This window comes from Clostridium acetireducens DSM 10703, assembly GCF_001758365.1.
Taxonomy (GTDB): domain Bacteria; phylum Bacillota; class Clostridia; order Clostridiales; family Clostridiaceae; genus Clostridium_C; species Clostridium_C acetireducens.
In genome coordinates, this window is the sequence record NZ_LZFO01000002.1 from 94,114 (window position 1) to 114,027 (window position 19,914).

Consider the following 19,914-nt stretch of genomic DNA (forward strand, 5'->3'; position numbering starts at 1 on the left):
TGGTGCGGAAATTGGCTCGTCACGTCCTGTGACGAATTACGGAGTTTTTTTATTTTTTCTTATAAGAGTGTCTAAAATTCATTCAAATTATTTCCAAAATTTCTTTATGCTACTGTATTATTATTTTTATGAAAATTATATTTAATTATTTTTTATTCAGAAATTTATTATAAAAATAAATAGTGGCTACATTTAAAATACATAAGTAAATGAAGAAATTAATATAAATAATTAATGATATTATATAGAGAAGGATGATAAAATGGGTAAAAAAAATAAATTTAAGTTAGAAGAAGAAATAGCTTTAAGGTTTTTATATAGAAGTAATGCAGATTTAGACTTGACAAATTGTAAGTTTTTAGGAGAAGGACACAATGGAAAGGTGTATTTAAGACCTGATGGGAAAGTATATAAAATATGTAAAACTGATGTTAGCTGTAAGGAAGAATACTATATATTAGAAAGAGTTCAAGGCTCAAAGTATTTTCCCAAAGTATATAGTTGCATGGGCATTTATATGATTAGGGACTACGTAGCTGGGGAAAATATGAAAAATTATATAAGAAGAAAAGGTATGAGTGAAGAACTAGCATTAAAAATATTAGAACTTTTAGATGAGTTTAAAAAATTAGGATTTACTAAAATAGATATTAGATGTAAAGATATATTTGTTCAAAAGGATGGTTCTTTATTGGTAATAGATCCCAAGGGATGTTACAGTAGAAACAAGCCTTACCCAACTCATTTAATGAAGGGATTGAGTAAATTAAAAGTATTAAAAAAGTTTTTAAAAATAGTAAAATATAAAAGACCAGATTTGTATCAGGAATGGTTTTTAGAAGCAAAAAGTTTAGGTTACATTTAAATAAAAAGTAAAAAAACTCCTACCCAATTTATGCACCGTCCTTGGTGCGGAAATTGGATCATCACGTCTTGTGATGAATTACGGAGTTTTTTTATTTTTTCTTATAAGAGTGTCTAAAATTCATTCAAATTAATTCCAAAATTTCTTTATGGTGATGGTATTATTATTTTTGTATAGATTATTTAAAATTATTTTTTATTCAACAACTTAATGGTATAATTTTAAAAGGTGATAAATATGAATATATATCTTTTAAGGCATGGTGAAACAGAAAGCAATAATAAAAAAGTATATTATGGAAGTTTAGATAGCAGTTTAAATGAAAAAGGAATAGAGCAAATAAAAAAAGCTAAAGAATATTTAAAAAATATAAAATTTGATAAAGTATACATAAGTAATAGTAAAAGAGCAAAACAAACTGCAAATATTATAATTGAACATAATAAAGATTTTATAATAGATAATAATATAAATGAAATGGACTTAGGCATATTTGAAGGAAAAACTTATAAAGAATTAGAAAAACTTTATCCTTTAGAATGGAAATGTTGGAGTGAGGATTGGAAAGAATACGCTCCACCTAAAGGAGAAAGTTATGTGGATTTTTATGCTAGAGTAAAGAAATTTATTCAATCTATTGAAAAATTGGATTTAGAAAATGTGTTAATAATTACTCATGGTGGAGTTATAAGAAGTATTTATGCTTACATATTAGGAGAGAACTTGGATTTGTTTTGGAAGTTTGCATCTAAAAATGGTGATGTGTCTTTGATAAAGTATGAATATGGTAATTGGTTTGTGGATTTTATAGTACATGCGGAATGATTGAAATACTTAGGTAATCTTAAAAAGTATAGCAATACATTCTTCAATGATTAATTAGTATAAAAAAACATATACTATTTATGAGAAATGTAGTTGAGGAGTGATATTGTGAAAAAGCATAATAAAAGAGAATGGACTAAAGAAAATTATAAAGCTAATGGACATAGAACTCAAAATCAAAGGGCACAGAATAGTTTTAATACAACTATAGAAGAGCCAGGTACGAATGAAAGTGGAGAAGAAGCAAAGAGAAGGGGATTTTAAAGCAGCAGAATATGCTGCTTTTTTTGTTGTTCATAGATTTAGAGATTGAATAATTAAAATAGATTTATATTCAATGCAAGTTTTATTGTAAAGCGCTTAGGGTTAATTGAATTTTGTTGTATAATAATTTGTAGATAGACTTATTAACTAAGGTTAATCTGACTTTATTTTTGAAAATAATAGTAGATAAAATGTTAAATAAAATTATCATAAAAAGTAGAAAGCTGGAGGAAGTACAATGATTACAGGCGAACTAAAAAGCAAAATAGATAGAATCTGGGAAATATTTTGGACAGGCGGTATTACTAATCCATTAGAAGTTATAGAACAATTTACATATTTTTTATTCATAAAAGACCTAGATGACAATGAAACATCATCAGAAAGAGATGCAGAATTACTAGGAGTACCATTTGAAGGAATATTTCCAAGTGATAAGCAGTATTTAAGATGGAGTAAATTTAAAAATCAAGAAGCTGTGGAAATGTATAGAATAGTATCAGAAGAAGTGTTTCCTTTTATAAAAAATATTCATGGAGACAAACAATCTGCATACTCAAAATATATGTCCGATGCTATGTTTAAAATACCAACTCCACTTATGCTATCAAAAATAGTTGATGCAATAGACAAGCTTGAAATAGATGATAAGGAAGTTAAGGGAGATCTTTATGAATATTTACTATCCAAAGTAGCAACAGCAGGAACTAATGGTCAATTTAGAACTCCAAGACACATAATAAAAATGATGGCAGAGTTAATGAAACCAACACCAGAGGATATAATAGTGGATCCAGCAATGGGTACATCAGGATTCTTAGTTGGAGCTGAAGAATATTTAAGAACTCATCATAATGATTTATTTTTAGTTCAAGGTTTAAAAGAACATTTTAATAATAAGATGTTTAATGGATTTGATATGGATAGGACAATGCTTAGAATTGGTGCCATGAACATGATGCTACATGGAGTGGACAACCCTAATATTGAATATAAAGATTCACTATCAGAAACTAATAAAGATAATGAAAAATATACATTAGTTTTAGCAAATCCTCCTTTTAAAGGTAGCTTAGATTATGAAGCGGTATCAGCAGATCTTTTAAAAGTTACTAAAACAAAGAAAACAGAGCTATTATTCTTAGCATTATTTTTAAGAATACTAAAAACTGGCGGAAGATGTGCTTCAATAGTTCCAGATGGAGTATTATTTGGTTCTACAAAAGGACATAAGGATATAAGAAAAGAAATAGTTGATAAAAATAAACTTGAAGCCATAATATCTATGCCAAGTGGAGTATTTAAACCTTATGCCGGAGTATCCACAGCAATTATGATATTCACAAAAACTGGCACTGGTGGCACTGATAAGGTTTGGTTCTATGATATGAAAGCAGATGGATATTCATTAGACGATAAAAGAAATGAAATAGAAGAAAATGATATACCAGATATAATTGAAAGATTTAATAATTTAGATAAAGAAGTAGATAGAAAAAGAACAGAACAATCTTTTTTTGTACCAGTAGATGAAATAAAAGAAAATGGATATGACTTATCTATTAATAGATATAAAGAAATAGAATATGAGGAAGTAGTTTATGACGAGCCTAAAGTTATATTAGAGAGAGTAAAGAAGCTAGAGAAGAAGATAACTGAAGGAATAGATGAGTTAGAAAGAATGATAGAAAGATAAAATAAAGAGTGCAATCATCATGAGGGGAATTACCATGGTAACCCATTTTCATGCGAGAGGCACTCATTCTTCTCTAATAATAGTATATGAATTATGATATAATATTATACTATGTTTGTCAAGAATATGTAATAAAAAGGTAAAAGTATAATAATTAGAGGTGACAGATGAATATACAAGAAAAAAATTTTTTAGCTAAAAAATATTTCATTTTTGCATTTAAAAAATATATATCAAATGAAAATAAAATTTTATCCAAAAGGTTTCAACCAAGCATAAGAGAATTATTACTAGATTATATAAATATTTATGAGGATATTATTCATAATGTAGAAAATAAACTTCTTATAAAGGCTAAAAAAGATTTAATAGTAGCTATAATTTTTTATTTAAATGAAAGTGTTTTTTATAAGAAAAATATATACAAAGAGGAAATAAATTTTTTAATAAAAGATTTAGAAAAGGTTCAAAGTGGAACTTTAAATCAATTTAATGAAATAAAAATTTATAATAAATGTAAATCCATAGTTAAGAAAATAGATAATGATAATATATATAAATATTTAGTGGAAGTAATTAAAAATATTTATAGCTATAAAGAAGTAGATGAAGTTATTGAAGCCATAATTAGTGAATTATTGTATGATGGTTTTTCATTGAAATACTTACAAAAATGGTATAATTACTACATTTCAAAGGAGTTAACTAGAATTAAAGGTAAAAATATAGATGAAATAATTGATTTATTTTGTAGTTTATTTAAAGAAGATAGTAATTTTAAGTATTATTTAACTATAAAAAGTAAGACATCATTACCAGAAAAAATATATTTGAATTGTAATTTAATAATGGTAAAAGAAAGTTTTAGTGCATTACGATTAATAAATGATAAAGATAATAAAGAAACAAAGAAATATCTTCAATATGGACAAGAAGTTAATGCTTACAGTATACAAATTAAGGCTAAAGATTATTATAAAGGATTGGAAATAATAATTGATTCTATAGTATCATATTTTCAAATGATAAATTATTTAAGTGATGATAGTGAGATAATTCTAAATGATAAGATAGTAGTTAAAGTATCAGAAGGTGTTTATGAAAAATTAAGAAAAGAAATGTACGATGAAAATATACTTTTCCATGAATCAGAGAGAAGGGAAAAGGGAGATATAAAAGATTTTATATCTTATAGGGACAAGGTATATATAAAAAAAATAGGAGTTGATGAAATACCTAATATCCAAAGAACTATAAATATAATTAAAGGGCAAAAACAGCAATCTAAAGAAAATAGATTAATAAATCTTTGGTCTGTTCTTGAGTACATGCTAACATTTCACGGTGGAGATAGTATAATATCTAAAGCAAAAGATATAGTTCCCAAGGTTTGTTGTTTGTATGTATTAAAAGATAAAATAAATTTATTTTGGAATAGTTTAAATCAATATAAAGCTTCAAATTATAAAATCATTAGTGAAGTAATAGAAAATTGTAGAATTGATAATGATGAATATAGATATGATCTAGAAAAATTTATAAGGTTTATTTGCAAAAAAGGGGAAGAGATAGTTGAAGAATTTGCATTTAATGATGTTCTAAAGAGAAATATATCTGAAATAGGTACATTACTATTTAATGAGAAAATCAGAAATAAATTAATAAAAAGTGTATCTATAGAAGTAGAGATGGATTTAATTAGAATTTATCGATATAGAAATATTTTAATACATTCAAGAAATAGAGACATTAGAAATATTAATTATAAAACATTAAGGTTGTATCAATATAACAATAATATTTTAGGTGTGATAATACATTATAAGAAAAATAATCCGTATTTAACTATTGAAGAAATATTAAATTCAATAGAATATACATATGAAAAATATATTAATAATATTGGCAAAAAATTAAAGGATAATGATTTGGTTAATATTTGTAGACCAAAGTACTTATTTATCGAATAAATAAAAAATGGTTGAGGAGTATAGCTATGCTTATTAGATATAAAATATATGAATTAGGAGAAATATTAACTGGAAATACACCAAGCAAAAAAAACAATGAATTTTATGATTCTAAAGATATTATGTTTATAAAACCAGATGATATTAATAATAATATTACAGAAATAGAACATTCAAAACAATATATTTCTAATAAAGCTGAAAAAAAGGCAAGGATTGTGCCTAAAGACAGTTTATTGATTACATGTATAGGTAGTATTGGTAAAATAGCAATTAATAAAGAAAAGGCTGCATTTAATCAACAAATAAATTCAATAATTCATAATAAAAAAATAATTTCATCTAAATATTTGGCATATGTGCTTATGGTCAATAAACAAAGACTTGAGGCAATAGCAAATGCACCAGTAGTACCTATAATAAATAAAACTCAGTTTTCAGAATTTCAGGTTGATATACATGAGGATAAAGAAGAACAAAAAAAAATAGTAGAAGTATTAGAGCAAGCACAATCTTTAATAGATAAGAGAAAAGCTCAAATAGAAGCTTTAGATGAATTGATTAAATCGAGATTTATCGAGATGTTTGGTGATCCGGCAAGCAATCCTAAAGGGTGGAATAAAGACACTATAGGAGGTATTGTAAAAAGTATAACAGCAGGATGGAGTGCCAATGGTGAAGCAAGAGAAAAAAGAGAAGGTGAAAAAGCCGTTTTAAAGGTTAGTGCTGTGACACAAGGCTATTTTAAATCTGATGAATACAAAGTAATAAGTGATGCTGTAGAGATTAAAAAGTACGTTTTTCCAGAAAAAGGTGATTTACTATTTAGTAGAGCGAATACACGTGAAATGGTTGGAGCAACTTGTATTATTCATAAGGATTATCCTGATTTATTGCTTCCTGATAAGTTATGGAAGGTGTTGTTTGTTGATAGGGTAAATGTGTTTTATATGAAATATATATTGAGTGAATCATCTATAAGAGCGGAGTTTTCTGCACAATCAACAGGTACAAGTGGGTCTATGTATAATGTTTCAATGGATAAGTTTAAAAATATAGAAATTCCAGTACCACCAATAGAACTACAAAACCAATTTGCAGACTTCGTTAAACAAGTCGACAAATTGAAATTTGAAATGGAGAATAGCTTAAAAGAATTAGAGGACAACTTTAATTCACTAATGCAAAAGGCTTTCAACGGAGAATTATTTAATTAATAATGGTATGGTGGAATAATCACTATTAACTTTATTTTAAATGGGCAGGCTACAATATATAATATAAGAAAAAATAAATAATATACCTTATGGGTAATAAGGAGTGATGTGATTGTGAGTATTGAAAGTGTTGAATTAAGAAATTTTACTGTTTTTAAAAGTCTTAAAGTCAATTTTTCAAAAGGTATAAATGTAATAATGGGGGAAAATGGAACAGGGAAAACACAATTACTTAAAGCAATTTATGCAGCCATTCAAATTTCTAAAAGCAAAAATATAGAGGATATTTCAAAATATTTTAAATCTGTTAATATTAATAATAGTTTTTTTGTTAAGCAACTTAAACCATTATTTTTAGAAGTAAAAGCTTCAAATATTGATAATAAATCAGACAAAAAATATTTAATGGGAAAATTAGATCTTAATATTAATAGAATAAGCTCAACATTCGGAAGTGATGATGAATGTTCATATGAAATATCATATCCATCACAGGAAATCAATTGTACATTCATTCCAGCAAAAGATATGCTTACGCATTCAAAAGGGCTTGTGTCAATGGCTGATAAATTTAATGAATTTCCATTTGACAAAACATTGATTGATATTATAAAAATAGCTGGTCAGTGGCAATTAAAAGAACCTCCTAAGATTGCATTAAAGGTATTGCCAATTCTCGAAAAGATGATGGATGGTAAAGTGGTTATTGAAAATGAAGAATTTTATGTAAAAAAAAGTAATGATGAGATGGTTAATTTTGCAGTTGAAGCAGAGGGATTAAAGAAAATAGGTTTGTTATGGCAGCTTTTAATGAATGAAAATATAACGGAAAATAGTATTCTTCTATGGGATGAGCCAGAAGCTAATATTAATCCTAAATTTATTCCAGATTTAGTAGAAATATTAATTGAATTACAGAAAAATGGAGTTCAAATTTTTCTAACTACACATGATTACATTTTTGCAAAGTACTTTGAAGTAAAACGATCTGAAAATGATGAAATTATGTATTATTCATTGTACAAAACTAACGATGGTGTAAAATGTGAAAATAATATTAATTTTGGAGATTTAAAAAATAACACAATTATGGATACCTTTATTCAATTGTACAAAGATGAAGTTGAGAGGGCGATGGAATAATGGTACAAATAAATGAATCCAATATGATTTTTGGTGATTTTCAGGAAGATAAAATATTTAAAATTGAAAAGTCCAAACTACATAATAAAATAGGAGCTGGAATAAAAGTTGTAGAGTTCGTTGTTTTAAGAAATGAAAATGAGCTAAATTTTATTGAAGCAAAATCAAGTTCACCGAGACCTACAAAACATAATATTATACGTTTTAATGAATTTATAGAAGAAATTTCAGATAAATTTATACATTCTTTTAACTTATATTATTCCACTATATTAAAAAGAAATAAGGATTATGGAGAAATAAATAATAATTTTTTTGAATTAGATAATAGTAAAATAAAGTTAAAGTTTATTCTTGTCATTAAAGGTCACGAAATAGAATGGTTATTACCTATATCAGATGCATTAAAAAAGAAATTGTCATATCAGAATACCATTTGGAAAAGTGAAGTTATTGTAATGAATGATGAGATTGCTAATAAATATAATTTAGTTAAATGTGTTGTAAAATAATATCTTTAACTAAGTTGTCTTACAGGTTTCTATAACATACTTTCCTAATATAAAATGATAATTTTAACCAGTAAATGTCAATAATATTACAATCTAAAACTTTAAAAGGAGAAGATTGTAATGGAAAAACTTATTATTGAAATTGAACAGGAAATGATAAATTTACTTAATAATATGCAAATGGAGGAGCTTCACAAAGTTTTATTGAGAAAGTTGCAAGGATTAGCTTTTATAAATAAAACTAATACTAGAAATTTAGAGAATGAAGAAGTAGATTATTGCAACTTGTTTATTTGTGCAAAGCGAGTAGAAGGATGCTCAAAAAAATCTCTTAAGTATTATAAATCCACCATAGAAAATATGTTAAAAACATTAGATAAACCAGTTAAGCATATTACAACAGAAGATTTAAGAGGATATTTAGCAGAATATTATAGAAGAAGCAATTGTAGTAAGGTTACCATTGATAATATTAGAAGAATTTTATCAACATTCTTTTCATGGCTTGAGGACGAAAATTATATTTTAAAGAGTCCAGTAAGGCGTATTCATAAAATAAGAACTGGAAAGATTGTGAAAGAAATATATACAGATGAAAATTTAGAAATAATGCGTGATAATTGCAAAGAAATACGAGATCTCGCAATTATAGACTTGCTAAATTCCACTGGAATACGTGTTGGTGAGTTGGTAAAATTAAATATTGATGATATAAATTTCAATGAAAGAGAATGTATTGTTGAAGGAAAAGGTGATAAGCAAAGAAGAGTTTATTTTGATGCAAAAACCAAAATACATTTACAAAATTATATTGATAGTAGAGTTGATGATAATAAAGCATTATTTGTATCACTAATAAAACCATATAATAGGTTAAATATTAGTGGGGTTGAAATTAGATTAAGAAAACTTGGAAGAAAACTTAATATTAATAAAGTACATCCACATAAATTTAGAAGAACACTTGCCACAAGAGCCATTGATAAAGGAATGCCTATAGAACAAGTACAACAACTTTTAGGACATCAGAAAATAGATACAACCCTTCAATATGCAATGGTAAATCAAAATAATGTTAAGATTTCACATAGAAAGTATATTGGATAGTGTTTTTTAGTTTATAAAGTCAAATCGAGATTTATCGAGATGTTTGGATATCCAGTTAGCAATAAAAAGGGCTTACCTAAAGTGAAATTAGGCGAAATTGGAGATTGGAAAACTGGTGGTACACCATCACGTTCTAATAATGAATATTATAATGGAACGATACCTTGGCTATCTTCTGGTGAACTAAACAATATGTACTGTTTTGATAGTATAGAAAAGATAACAGAGACAGCTATAAAAGAATCTTCAGCAAAGATAATTCCAATTGGAAGTTTATTATTAGGAATGTATGATACTGCTGCATTAAAATCTACAATAAATATGATTGAGTGTAGTTGTAATCAAGCTATAGCATATGCTAATTTAAATGAGAATTTAGTAAATACAGTTTATGTATATTATTGTATACAAATAGGTAAAGAGTTTTATAAGAGTCAACAAAGAGGCGTGAGGCAGAAAAATTTAAACTTATCAATGCTAAAAGGATTAGAAATACTTTTACCAGATTTAGCACATCAAAATCAATTTGCAGACTTCGTTAAACAAGTCGACAAATTGAAATTTAATAATATGGAGAAAGTCTTGGAGAAGTCCAAGGCTTTTTTGTATGCCAAAATATTTTAAATTATGATAAAATATGTATAAGGAATACTTTCACATTAAGGGGGGTATGGGTTTTTGTGTACTAACTTTGAATTTTTAAAATTTAAAAAAGAATTTAATAGTTTTTCAAATGCATGCATTGAAGCAGAAAAGAGTATATTAGTAAGTCCAGCTACTTGTGCTATTTTAAGTAGACGTGCTTTGGAACTTGCTGTTAAATGGGTATATAGTTTTGATGAAGATTTAATATTACCTTATCAAGATAATATAAGTAGTTTAATACATAATGGAAGTTTTACAGAACTTATTCATAGTGAAATGTTGCCTTTGTTAAAGTTTGTTATTAAATTAGGTAATTTAGCGGTACATACTAATAAAAATATAACAAGGGAAGAGGCAGTTTTGTCATTACATAATTTGTATCAATTTATTGATTGGATAGATTATTGTTATGGTAATGATTATGCAGAAAAACAATTTGATGAGAATAGTTTACTTCAAGGGGAAGAAAAAAGGGTAAGACCAGAAGAACTTAAAGATTTATATGATAAATTAAGTTCAAAAGATAAAAAAATTGAAGATATTATAAATGAAAATAAGGAACTTAGAAAAGAAATAACTCAAAAGAGAAAAGATAATACAGAAAATTATAATTTTAATATAGATGAAATAAGTGAGTTTAAAACAAGAAAGATTTATATAGATGTGGAACTTAAACTTGCTGGATGGGATTTTAATAAAGATATTGGTGAGGAAATAGAGCTTTTTGGTATGCCTAATAATGCAGAAAAGGGATATGCTGATTATGCTTTATATGGTGATGATGGAAAACCACTTGCTGTAATTGAAGCAAAGAAAACAAGCAGGGATCCTAAAGTAGGGCAACAGCAAGCTAAATTATATGCTGATTGTTTGGAAAAGCAATATGATATTAGGCCTGTAATTTTCTTTACTAATGGATTTGAAACATATATTTGGGATGACTATAATTGCTATTCTGAAAGAAGAGTTTACGGATTCTTTAAAAAAGATGAATTACAACTTATGATTGACAGAAGAACTCAAAAGAAAAGTTTAATAAGTATCAATATAAAAGGCGAAATATCAGATAGATATTATCAAAAGGAAGCTATAACTGCATGTTGTGAGGATTTAGAAAAAAGAAAGAGAAAACTTTTATTAGTTATGGCAACTGGTACTGGTAAAACAAGAACTGCAATTTCATTAGTTGATGTGCTAAGCAGACATAATTGGATAAAGAATGTATTATTTTTAGCAGATAGGACAGCTCTTGTTAAACAGGCAAAAAAGAATTTTTCAAAACTGCTTCCAGACCTTTCATTATGCAATTTATTAGATAATAGGGATAATCCAGAGGAATCAAGAATGATTTTTTCTACATATCCAACAATGATGAATGCCATTGATGATACTAAATCTAAAGATGGCAAAAGGTTATTTACCTGTGGTCATTTTGATTTAATTATTGTTGATGAATCACATAGAAGTATTTATAAAAAATATAAAGCTATTTTTGATTATTTTGATGCATATTTAGTAGGACTTACAGCTACCCCAAAAGATGAAGTAGACAAGAATACCTATACTATTTTTGATATGGAAAATGGAGTTCCTACTTATGCTTATGAATTTGAAAAGGCAGTTGAAGATGAATTTCTTGTAGATTATGAAACCATAGAAGTTAAGTCTAAGATAATGGAAGATGGAATTAAATATGATGAATTATCTGATGAGGATAAGGAAGAATATGAAGATAAATTTGATGAGGATGAAAACGTTGGTGAAGAAATAAGCAGTTCAGCTATTAATCAATGGTTGTTTAATTCTAACACAATAGATTTAGTTTTAAATAAGCTTATGGAAAAAGGATTAAGAATTGAAGGAAATGAAAAGCTTGGAAAGACTATAATTTTTGCTAAAAGCCATAAACATGCAGAAGCTATTAAAGAAAGATTTGATAAATTATATCCAGAGCTTGGTACAAATTATGCAAAAGTTATAGATAATAAAATTAATTATGCAGAAAGTTTAATTGATGATTTCTCTGATAAATATAAATTGCCACAAATAGCAATAAGTGTTGATATGCTTGATACAGGTATTGATATTCCAGAAATTTTAAATCTTATTTTCTTTAAAAAAGTAAGGTCTAAGACTAAATTTTGGCAAATGATAGGAAGAGGCACAAGACTTTGTGAAGATTTATTAGGTATTGGACAAAATAAGGATAAGTTTTTAATATTTGATTTCTGCAATAATTTTGAATTTTTCAGAATGAATCCAAAAGGATTTGAAGTTAATATGGCACAGACTTTAAGTGAAAGAATATTTAATCTTAAAGTTGACTTAATAAAAGAACTTCAGGATTTGAAATATTCTGATGAAGAGTATGTTAAACATAGAAGTGAATTATTAAAAGATGTACTTGATGCTGTAAATAACTTAAATGAAGATAATTTCATGGTAAAAATGAATTTAAAGTATGTCCAAAAATATAAAAATAAAGAAGAATGGAAAAGTCTTGGAGCTGTTAATACAAGGGATATTAAAGAATATGTATCTCCACTTATAACAACATTAAATGATGATGAATTTGCAAAAAGATTTGATATATTAATGTATACAATAGAAATTGCAAATCTTCAATGTAATAATGCAACAAGACCAATAAAAAGTGTTATAGAAACAGCAGAAAGTTTATCAAAACTCGGAACTATACCACAGGTTCATGAACAAAAATACATTATAGATAAAGTTAGAACAACTGAATTTTGGGAAGATGTGGATTTGTTTGAATTAGATGAAGTTAGACAAGCTTTAAGGGAACTTTTAAAGTATTTGGAGAAAACTAATCAAAAGATTTATTATACTAATTTTGAAGATATGGTAATAAATGAAGAATCTCATGCAGCTATGTATAATATTAATAATCTTAAAAATTATAAAAAGAAAGTTGAATATTATCTTAAGGAACATGAAGATGAACTTGCTATATATAAGCTTAAAAATAATAAGAAGCTAACAAAGCAAGATTTAGAAACACTTGAATTTGTTATGTGGAAAGAGCTTGGAACAAAATCAGACTATGAAAAAGAGTTTGGAAATATGCCAGTTAACAAACTTGTAAGAAAAATAGTAGGCTTAGACAGAAATACTGCAAATGAATTATTTTCTGAATTTTTAAATAATAAAAATTTAAATACTAAGCAGATACATTTTGTAAAACTCATAATTAATTATGTAGTTAAAAATGGATTAATTGATGATAATAGAGTTCTTATGGAAGATCCATTTAGAACAGTTGGAAATATTTCTACATTGTTTAAAGATAATATGAATGATGCTAAAAGCATAATGAGTAAAGTTGCTGAAATTAAAAATAATGCTGAAAGAATTATTTAGTAAAAAATAAAGTGATTTATTGCTAATACAAATTTTACTGAAGTTAATTGAATTTTATTGTATAATAATTGGTACATGACATTGTTAATTAAGGTTAATCTACATTTGTTCTTAAAGTAAAAAGGAGACATTTATGCAAAATAAAATCAAGAAAATTTATTTAATTATAGCAGTAATTAATACTATACTAGGCTTCATTTCTAAATCATCTTATAGAAATTATATATACAACAATAATATAAATGATTTTGGAATAGCGGATTCAGCACCTAACTTTTTTTATATTATAGGCGCAGTATTTTTTATTTTATATGTAAGTCAAAAAATAGATAAAAAAGCAATTAAATCTACAATTTTAGCTTGTTCTGCAGGTACTCTTATTTATGAACTAGAACAATATTATACAAGTATGACATTTGATATTAAGGATATAATTGCAACAATATTAGGAGCAATTATTTGTTATTATATATGTGAATATTTGAATAAAAAATATAACTTAGAGTGCGAGGATAGACTAAAAAATATGGAATGTGGTGATTAAAGTGAATTTAAAAATAACAACTCTTATAGAAAATAACCCTAGTATTAATTCCAAATTACATAATGAGCATGGATTATCTCTTTACATAGAAATTGATAAAACTAAAATTTTATTTGATACTGGTCAAAGTGGTGATTTTATTGAAAATGCACAGTTATTAAAAGTTGATTTAAGCAAGTTAAATTATGTTTTATTAAGTCATGGTCATTATGACCATAGTGGCGGATTTAGAAAATTTGTGGATAAGTTTAAAAAGCCATATAAATTAATTTTAGGTAAAGGATTTTTTAATAGTAAATATAAAACCACAAAGGAAGGAAATTATAAATATATTGGAAATGCATTTGATGAGGAATTTGTTAATCAAAATAATATTCCAATAAAATATATAGAAGAAGATGTAGCTTATATTACTAAGGATATAATGATATTTTCTAATTTTGAAAAATATAATGATTTTGAATCAATAAGTAAGATTTTTAAAATAAAACAAAATGACAATTATATACCTGATAATTTTCATGATGAAATTGTATTAGGGGTTAAATCTGATAAAGGTTTAATAATTATATTAGGTTGTTCACATATAGGAATAGTTAATATTTTAGAAACTATAATGGAACGCACTAATATGCCTATTTATGCTGTAGTTGGAGGAACTCATTTAGTAGGTTGTGATGAACTAAGATTAAATAATACTATTAAATTTTTAAAAGAAAAACACATAAAAGTTTTAGGATTATCTCATTGTACAGGAGAAAATGCTATGGAAGAAATTAAAGAACAATTTGGTAAAAAATTTGTATATAATAATACGGGTAATATAATTAAAATTTAAAAAAATCCTTGACATTAATAAATTAAGATGATAAACTACTAATAATAAAATTTTAGGAGGAATTAATTATGAAAAACTTATTAAACGTACCAGTACAAGTTGTTTTTAATAGCCAATTTAGATAGGGTTTGTACCTAAAAAATTAACATAGGTACAAACCCCCAGCAATTATTTGCATTAAAAGGTTTGTATCTATGTTGGCTATAAATATAAGTTTTTCGTTAATTTTTATAGAAAGCCACGTAGATAATCTATGTGGCTTTTACGTTTTTTTGTTTATGTATTTTTAAAAGCCACAGGAAATGTCCAGTGGCTTTTTTTATATACAAAAAATGGAGAGGAGAATCTTTATGGAAGTATTAACAGGTGTAGTAGTACAAAGTTTAATATTATCAATTATGGTGCTAGGAGTGTATATAAGTTATAAAATTTTGGATTTTCCAGATTTATCTGCAGATGGAAGCTTTACATTAGGAGCAGCAATAATAGTTATAATGTTGAAAAAAGGAGTATCCCCTATTACAGCTAGTTTAGTTGCTTTATTAGCTGGAGCAATGGCAGGGTTAATAACAGGAGTGCTTCATGTAAGGCTTAAAATATCAAATTTACTTTCTGGAATTTTAGTAATGGGTATTTTATATTCATTGAATTTAAGAATTATGGGTAAGGCAAATATCCCTATTTTTAGTAAAGTAAATATATTTTATGATTTTAATCCACTAATAATTACTTTTGTTTTTGTTGCAGTAATTAAAATCATTATGGATTTATTTTTAAAAACTGGATTAGGATATATATTAAAAGGTGTTGGAGATAATTCGCAAATGATTAAATCTTTAGGAATAGAAGTAGGAGGAATAAAAATATTAGGTCTTATGATTTCAAATGCACTTATATCACTTTCAGGAAGTATAATGGCACAATATCAAGGATTTGCAGATGTTTCTATGGGTATTGGCACATTAGTTTTAGGAATAGCTTCCATAATTATTGGAACATCTATAATTAAAAAGAAAATGTTTATTAAAGAAACAACTCTTGTAATTTTAGGTACATTAATTTATCAAATTACCATATATTTTGCTATGAATGTAGGACTTACACCAGTTGACTTAAAGATGATAACATCCCTAGTAATTATTGCATTTTTAGCTGTAGGTGGAGTTAAAAACAGAAAACATGGAAGGAGGGTTTTAAATGTTAAAAATTCAAAACTTATCAAAAAGCTTTCATAATGCACATATGGGAGAAAATAAATTGTTTACAAATCTTAATTTAAACATTAATAAAGGTGATTTTGTAAGCATAATTGGAAGCAATGGTACAGGGAAGTCCACATTATTAAATATAATTTCAGGAATAGTGGAAGAAACTTCAGGAAGTATTTTACTTCAAGGCAAGGATATAACCAAAATGCCTGAACATAAAAGAACTAAAATTATAAGTAGAGTTTTTCAAGATACAAATTTAGGTACATGCGGTTCTATGACAGTAAGAGAAAACTTGAGTTTAGCATTAAACAAAGGAAAGTTAATTAATTTTAAATATTGTCTTAGATATAAAACAGAATATCTAGAAGAATTATTAGATGGAATATCTTTAGATTTAAAAAAGCTTTTAGATGTAGAGGTTAAATATCTTTCAGGAGGACAAAGACAAGCATTGTCATTAATAATGGCTAGCATATGTAATCCCAAGGTATTATTGTTAGATGAACATACAGCTGCTTTAGATCCTAAAATATCTAATGAAGTTATGAAACTTACTGAAAAAATTGTAAAAGAAAAAAACATTACTACATTGATGGTAACTCATAATTTAAAAGATGCAATACAGTATGGCAATAGACTTATTATGTTGCATAGAGGTGAAATTATTTTAGATTTAGATGTAGAAGAAAAGAAAAAAATAACTGTAGAAGATATATTAAAAAAATTCGAATATGCAGTATAAAGGAGAGAATGTATTATGAAAAAAATAATTGTTGGAGTATTAATAATAGCTGGTATGTTAACAGGATGTGCAAAAACAGCAGATAAAAAGAATGTAGTAAATATAGGAATAAGCCAAATTGTAGAATATGTTGCTTTAGATGAAAATAGACAAGGATTTATAAAGGCACTTGAAGAAAGTGGATATAAAGATGGAGAAAATATGAAAATAGATTATCAAAATGCTCAAGGAGATATAGCGGTATCTCAAACTATTGCAAAGAAATTTTCTTCAGAAAAGAAAGATTTAATTTTTGCTATAGGTACTCCTGCAGCACAAGGAGCATATAACACAACAAAGAAAATACCAATAATGATTAGTTCTGTTACAGATCCTGTAAAAGCTGAATTAGTTAAATCCATAGAAAAACCTGAAACCAATGTATCAGGAACTTCAGACTATTTACCTGTAGAAAAACAGTTGGATTTAATAAAGAAACTTGTACCAAATGCAAAGAAAATAGGATTTATATATAATACAAGTGAAGTAAATTCAGAAGTTCAATTAAATGAATTAAAAAAAGTTGCTAAGGGCTATGAAATTATACCTTCAGGAGTAACAAGTACAAATGAAGTAAATAGTAATATAGCTAGTTTAGTAAAGAAAATAGATGTATTATATGTACCTACAGATCAATTAGTTGTATCATCAATGCCTATAATTGCTAAAACTACATTAGAAGCAAAAGTACCTATAATTGCAGCGGAAAAAGGAAGTGTAGAAGCAGGGGCTTTAGCTACTGTAGGAATTAATTATTACAAATTAGGTTACCAAACAGGTAAAATGGCAGCGGCAGTATTAAAAGGAGAAGATATTTCTAAAATGCCAATTAAAATATCTGATGAAACAGATGTATATATTAATGAAGATAGTTTGAAAAAATTGAATATTGAAAAACCATCAATGAATAATGTTAAATATATAAAAACTAAATCTGAATAATTTTTAATATAACAAAACATATAGTTAGCATATTAGAAAATTAAAAACAATTTGTTTTTAATTTTCTAATAACTACCTATATGTTTTGTTATATAAAAGATACTAAACTATAATTAGTAAACAGGAGATATAGAATGATAATATATAAGTTTGTACAGCATGTTGGAATTAATTGCAAAAGCAGTATTCATAACTGTATTGACATAAATAAGAAATTAATGTATACTAATATAAGGGGAATTAAGAGTATAAAATAATAATAAATTATAATTTTAGTACAATGTGATAATTATAAGTTAGGGTTAATAAGAGACTCTCATCTTAGTAAATTAACTATTTATCAAGTGATTAACTTGAATTTGTAGATTACTTCTTAAAATACCAATGTAGCTTTAATTGGTTCAAATCAAGCGAAATCCATTTTTATAAATAAAACGCCCATTTGTTTATATTTAATAGGCAGAAAGGCGTTATTTTATATAGTTAAAAAAATGAACATTTCAAAAAAATTTCCAGTGTTGTTTTAATTATTAGAAATAGATATTCCTGAAAAAATTTATGGCAGAATAAGATAGATAGTTATATTATTAAGCATTATAAAATTATTTATACAAATATATAAATGGCATAAAAAATTTCAATTTAAATATAGGATTTTCTAATTAGCATAGGATGAAAATCTAAAATACATGACAAGTTATTTCATAAGATTATTATTGGAGGTGTAGATGTGGACCTTTGTGATCAAGTAGTAAAGCATAAAGTTTTTGGTAAAGGACAAATAGTAGATCTTGAAAATAACTATGTAACAGTATTATTTGATAATATTGAAGATGAAAAAAAATTTTCTTATCCATCTGCTTTTGGTCCATTTTTAGAATTAGAGGACAAATCTTTTCTAAAGCAAGTTGAAAAAGATAAAAATATAATTATTCAAAGGGAAGCTGAAAATAAGAAAATTGAGGAAAAACTTAAAAAAGAAAAAATGATAAAAGCTATGGTTGATGAAGCAAAACATTCAAAAAACACTAATAATAAAGCTTCAAACAGGAATAATATTGCTTTTAAGTGTAATTATTGTGATGGTGGCAATAGTGAAGAAATTGTAGGATATAAAGGTGCTTGTAGTGATAAAATTATTGAATATAATATTAAAAAATCAAAGCGTAAAGTGTGTTCTAATCCACAGTGTCAGTGTTATAAATATTTAAATGGTGAAATATCTAGAGAAGAACTAGATAAATTTTATGAAGAAAATGGAGCTATATGTGCAGAAAGTCAAATTTTAAAAAATTGGCGTGCTTATACAGGTACTATTCAAAGTGGTGTTAATAAAGGAAATCCAAAGAAGTTAAGAAATATTACTAACAGTAGTTTAGTTTTGCTTACAACAAGATTTCCAAATGCTAAAGATAAAGATAGATTTATTTTTGCTGTATTTTTAGTAGATGGAAATTATAATGGTAATAATAAAGAAAAAGGATATTTAGGTTCAGATTCTAAATATAAATTAAAACTATCCCTTAATGAAGCTAAAAAGTTGAAGTTTTGGGACTATTATTTTAATCCTAATAAACCAAAAAATATTACTTTTGGAAGTGGAACTCATAGATATTTAACAGATATTCAAGCAGCTCAAGTGCTTAAAAGAATTTTTGAGATAAAAAAAGGTACTGTAGATGAAGAATTTTCAAAAGAATTTTTAGAATATTATTGCAAAATTAAAAATTTAGAAATTGATGATATTGCTGTACCAGAGGGTGCTTTACAAAGATAAATATGGGGAATTAGAGTAAAAAATGCATTGGTAGCTTTGCCAATGCATTTTTTATCTAAATAATATATTCTTAAATTGCAATATTAAATGCAACACCCCTGTGAAAAAATCATGTAGAATAGGACTGACAATAGTCAAAATCAGCCTTAAGCCCATCTTAATAATAACAGGAGATGGAGTGCATGGGTTTGTCAAG

General features: G+C 26.1%; 17 protein-coding genes. All 17 read left to right on the forward strand.

The window, feature by feature from the left end; genetic code table 11:
• Positions 1-262 precede the first annotated feature (262 nt).
• The 17 genes from CLOACE_RS01140 (at position 263) to CLOACE_RS11890 (ending at position 19,718) form a co-directional block, all read left to right on the forward strand.
• Positions 263-865 carry an RIO2 family protein gene (locus CLOACE_RS01140; protein ID WP_070109203.1) on the forward strand — a complete coding sequence of 201 codons (603 nt, stop codon included), beginning with the start codon at positions 263-265 and terminating at the stop codon, positions 863-865.
• A gap of 237 nt (positions 866-1,102) precedes the next feature.
• Entirely contained in the window at positions 1,103-1,690 is a 588-nt protein-coding gene (gene cobC, locus CLOACE_RS01145; RefSeq protein ID WP_070109204.1) for an alpha-ribazole phosphatase, read from the forward strand.
• A 108-nt stretch (positions 1,691-1,798) separates the two neighbouring features.
• On the forward strand, positions 1,799-1,954 hold the full coding sequence (locus CLOACE_RS11700; RefSeq protein ID WP_175429418.1) for a hypothetical protein: 156 nt from the start codon (positions 1,799-1,801) through the stop codon (positions 1,952-1,954).
• A 238-nt stretch (positions 1,955-2,192) separates the two neighbouring features.
• The gene (locus tag CLOACE_RS01150; protein WP_070109205.1) at positions 2,193-3,650 is read left to right on the forward strand and encodes a type I restriction-modification system subunit M; all 1,458 of its coding nucleotides are present in this window, start codon (positions 2,193-2,195) and stop codon (positions 3,648-3,650) included.
• Between the two features lie 167 nt (positions 3,651-3,817).
• Positions 3,818-5,620 carry a hypothetical protein gene (locus tag CLOACE_RS01155; RefSeq protein ID WP_070109206.1) on the forward strand — a complete coding sequence of 601 codons (1,803 nt, stop codon included), beginning with the start codon at positions 3,818-3,820 and terminating at the stop codon, positions 5,618-5,620.
• Positions 5,621-5,646: 26 nt separating this feature from the next.
• Positions 5,647-6,837, forward strand: coding sequence for a restriction endonuclease subunit S (locus tag CLOACE_RS01160; RefSeq protein WP_070109207.1), 1,191 nt, complete (start codon positions 5,647-5,649; stop codon positions 6,835-6,837).
• A gap of 114 nt (positions 6,838-6,951) precedes the next feature.
• Positions 6,952-7,980, forward strand: a complete 1,029-nt coding sequence (locus CLOACE_RS01165) for an AAA family ATPase (RefSeq protein WP_070109208.1) — start codon at positions 6,952-6,954, stop codon at positions 7,978-7,980.
• Positions 7,980-8,492 carry a hypothetical protein gene (locus tag CLOACE_RS01170; RefSeq protein WP_070109209.1) on the forward strand — a complete coding sequence of 171 codons (513 nt, stop codon included), beginning with the start codon at positions 7,980-7,982 and terminating at the stop codon, positions 8,490-8,492. Before CLOACE_RS01165 ends, CLOACE_RS01170 begins: the two co-directional genes overlap by 1 nt.
• A 120-nt stretch (positions 8,493-8,612) precedes the next feature.
• A complete protein-coding gene (xerA, locus tag CLOACE_RS01175; RefSeq protein WP_070109210.1) occupies positions 8,613-9,599 on the forward strand; it encodes a site-specific tyrosine recombinase/integron integrase in 987 nt (328 codons plus the stop codon).
• 39 nt (positions 9,600-9,638) lie between these two features.
• Positions 9,639-10,223: a restriction endonuclease subunit S gene (locus tag CLOACE_RS01180; protein WP_242866358.1), complete on the forward strand. Its 585-nt coding sequence runs from the start codon at positions 9,639-9,641 to the stop codon at positions 10,221-10,223.
• Between the two features lie 54 nt (positions 10,224-10,277).
• Positions 10,278-13,625 (forward strand): DEAD/DEAH box helicase family protein, encoded by a 3,348-nt coding sequence (locus tag CLOACE_RS01185; protein ID WP_070109211.1) that lies wholly within the window; start codon positions 10,278-10,280, stop codon positions 13,623-13,625.
• Between the two features lie 133 nt (positions 13,626-13,758).
• The gene (locus tag CLOACE_RS01190; RefSeq protein WP_070109212.1) at positions 13,759-14,169 is read left to right on the forward strand and encodes a VanZ family protein; all 411 of its coding nucleotides are present in this window, start codon (positions 13,759-13,761) and stop codon (positions 14,167-14,169) included.
• Position 14,170: 1 nt separating this feature from the next.
• Positions 14,171-15,007 (forward strand): MBL fold metallo-hydrolase, encoded by an 837-nt coding sequence (locus CLOACE_RS01195; RefSeq protein WP_070109213.1) that lies wholly within the window; start codon positions 14,171-14,173, stop codon positions 15,005-15,007.
• A gap of 350 nt (positions 15,008-15,357) precedes the next feature.
• Positions 15,358-16,242: an ABC transporter permease gene (locus CLOACE_RS01200; protein WP_070109214.1), complete on the forward strand. Its 885-nt coding sequence runs from the start codon at positions 15,358-15,360 to the stop codon at positions 16,240-16,242.
• The gene (locus CLOACE_RS01205; RefSeq protein ID WP_070109215.1) at positions 16,205-16,960 is read left to right on the forward strand and encodes an ABC transporter ATP-binding protein; all 756 of its coding nucleotides are present in this window, start codon (positions 16,205-16,207) and stop codon (positions 16,958-16,960) included. Before CLOACE_RS01200 ends, CLOACE_RS01205 begins: the two co-directional genes overlap by 38 nt.
• A 15-nt stretch (positions 16,961-16,975) precedes the next feature.
• A complete protein-coding gene (locus CLOACE_RS01210; RefSeq protein WP_070109216.1) occupies positions 16,976-17,941 on the forward strand; it encodes an ABC transporter substrate-binding protein in 966 nt (321 codons plus the stop codon).
• Between the two features lie 730 nt (positions 17,942-18,671).
• Positions 18,672-19,718 (forward strand): hypothetical protein, encoded by a 1,047-nt coding sequence (locus CLOACE_RS11890; RefSeq protein ID WP_242866359.1) that lies wholly within the window; start codon positions 18,672-18,674, stop codon positions 19,716-19,718.
• Positions 19,719-19,914 lie beyond the last annotated feature (196 nt).

What these genes read in the sequence shown, in the direction of transcription:
- cobC (WP_070109204.1), top strand. Translation starts at nt 1,103, where the DNA reads ATGAATATATATCTTTTAAGGCATGGTGAAACAGAAAGCAATAATAAA.
- CLOACE_RS01170 (WP_070109209.1), top strand. Translation starts at nt 7,980, where the DNA reads ATGGTACAAATAAATGAATCCAATATGATTTTTGGTGATTTTCAGGAA.
- CLOACE_RS01190 (WP_070109212.1), top strand. Translation starts at nt 13,759, where the DNA reads ATGCAAAATAAAATCAAGAAAATTTATTTAATTATAGCAGTAATTAAT.
- CLOACE_RS01210 (WP_070109216.1), top strand. Translation starts at nt 16,976, where the DNA reads ATGAAAAAAATAATTGTTGGAGTATTAATAATAGCTGGTATGTTAACA.
- CLOACE_RS01160 (WP_070109207.1), top strand. Translation starts at nt 5,647, where the DNA reads ATGCTTATTAGATATAAAATATATGAATTAGGAGAAATATTAACTGGA.
- CLOACE_RS01140 (WP_070109203.1), top strand. Translation starts at nt 263, where the DNA reads ATGGGTAAAAAAAATAAATTTAAGTTAGAAGAAGAAATAGCTTTAAGG.
- CLOACE_RS01150 (WP_070109205.1), top strand. Translation starts at nt 2,193, where the DNA reads ATGATTACAGGCGAACTAAAAAGCAAAATAGATAGAATCTGGGAAATA.
- CLOACE_RS01205 (WP_070109215.1), top strand. Translation starts at nt 16,205, where the DNA reads ATGTTAAAAATTCAAAACTTATCAAAAAGCTTTCATAATGCACATATG.
- CLOACE_RS01155 (WP_070109206.1), top strand. Translation starts at nt 3,818, where the DNA reads ATGAATATACAAGAAAAAAATTTTTTAGCTAAAAAATATTTCATTTTT.
- CLOACE_RS01180 (WP_242866358.1), top strand. Translation starts at nt 9,639, where the DNA reads ATGTTTGGATATCCAGTTAGCAATAAAAAGGGCTTACCTAAAGTGAAA.
- xerA (WP_070109210.1), top strand. Translation starts at nt 8,613, where the DNA reads ATGGAAAAACTTATTATTGAAATTGAACAGGAAATGATAAATTTACTT.
- CLOACE_RS01200 (WP_070109214.1), top strand. Translation starts at nt 15,358, where the DNA reads ATGGAAGTATTAACAGGTGTAGTAGTACAAAGTTTAATATTATCAATT.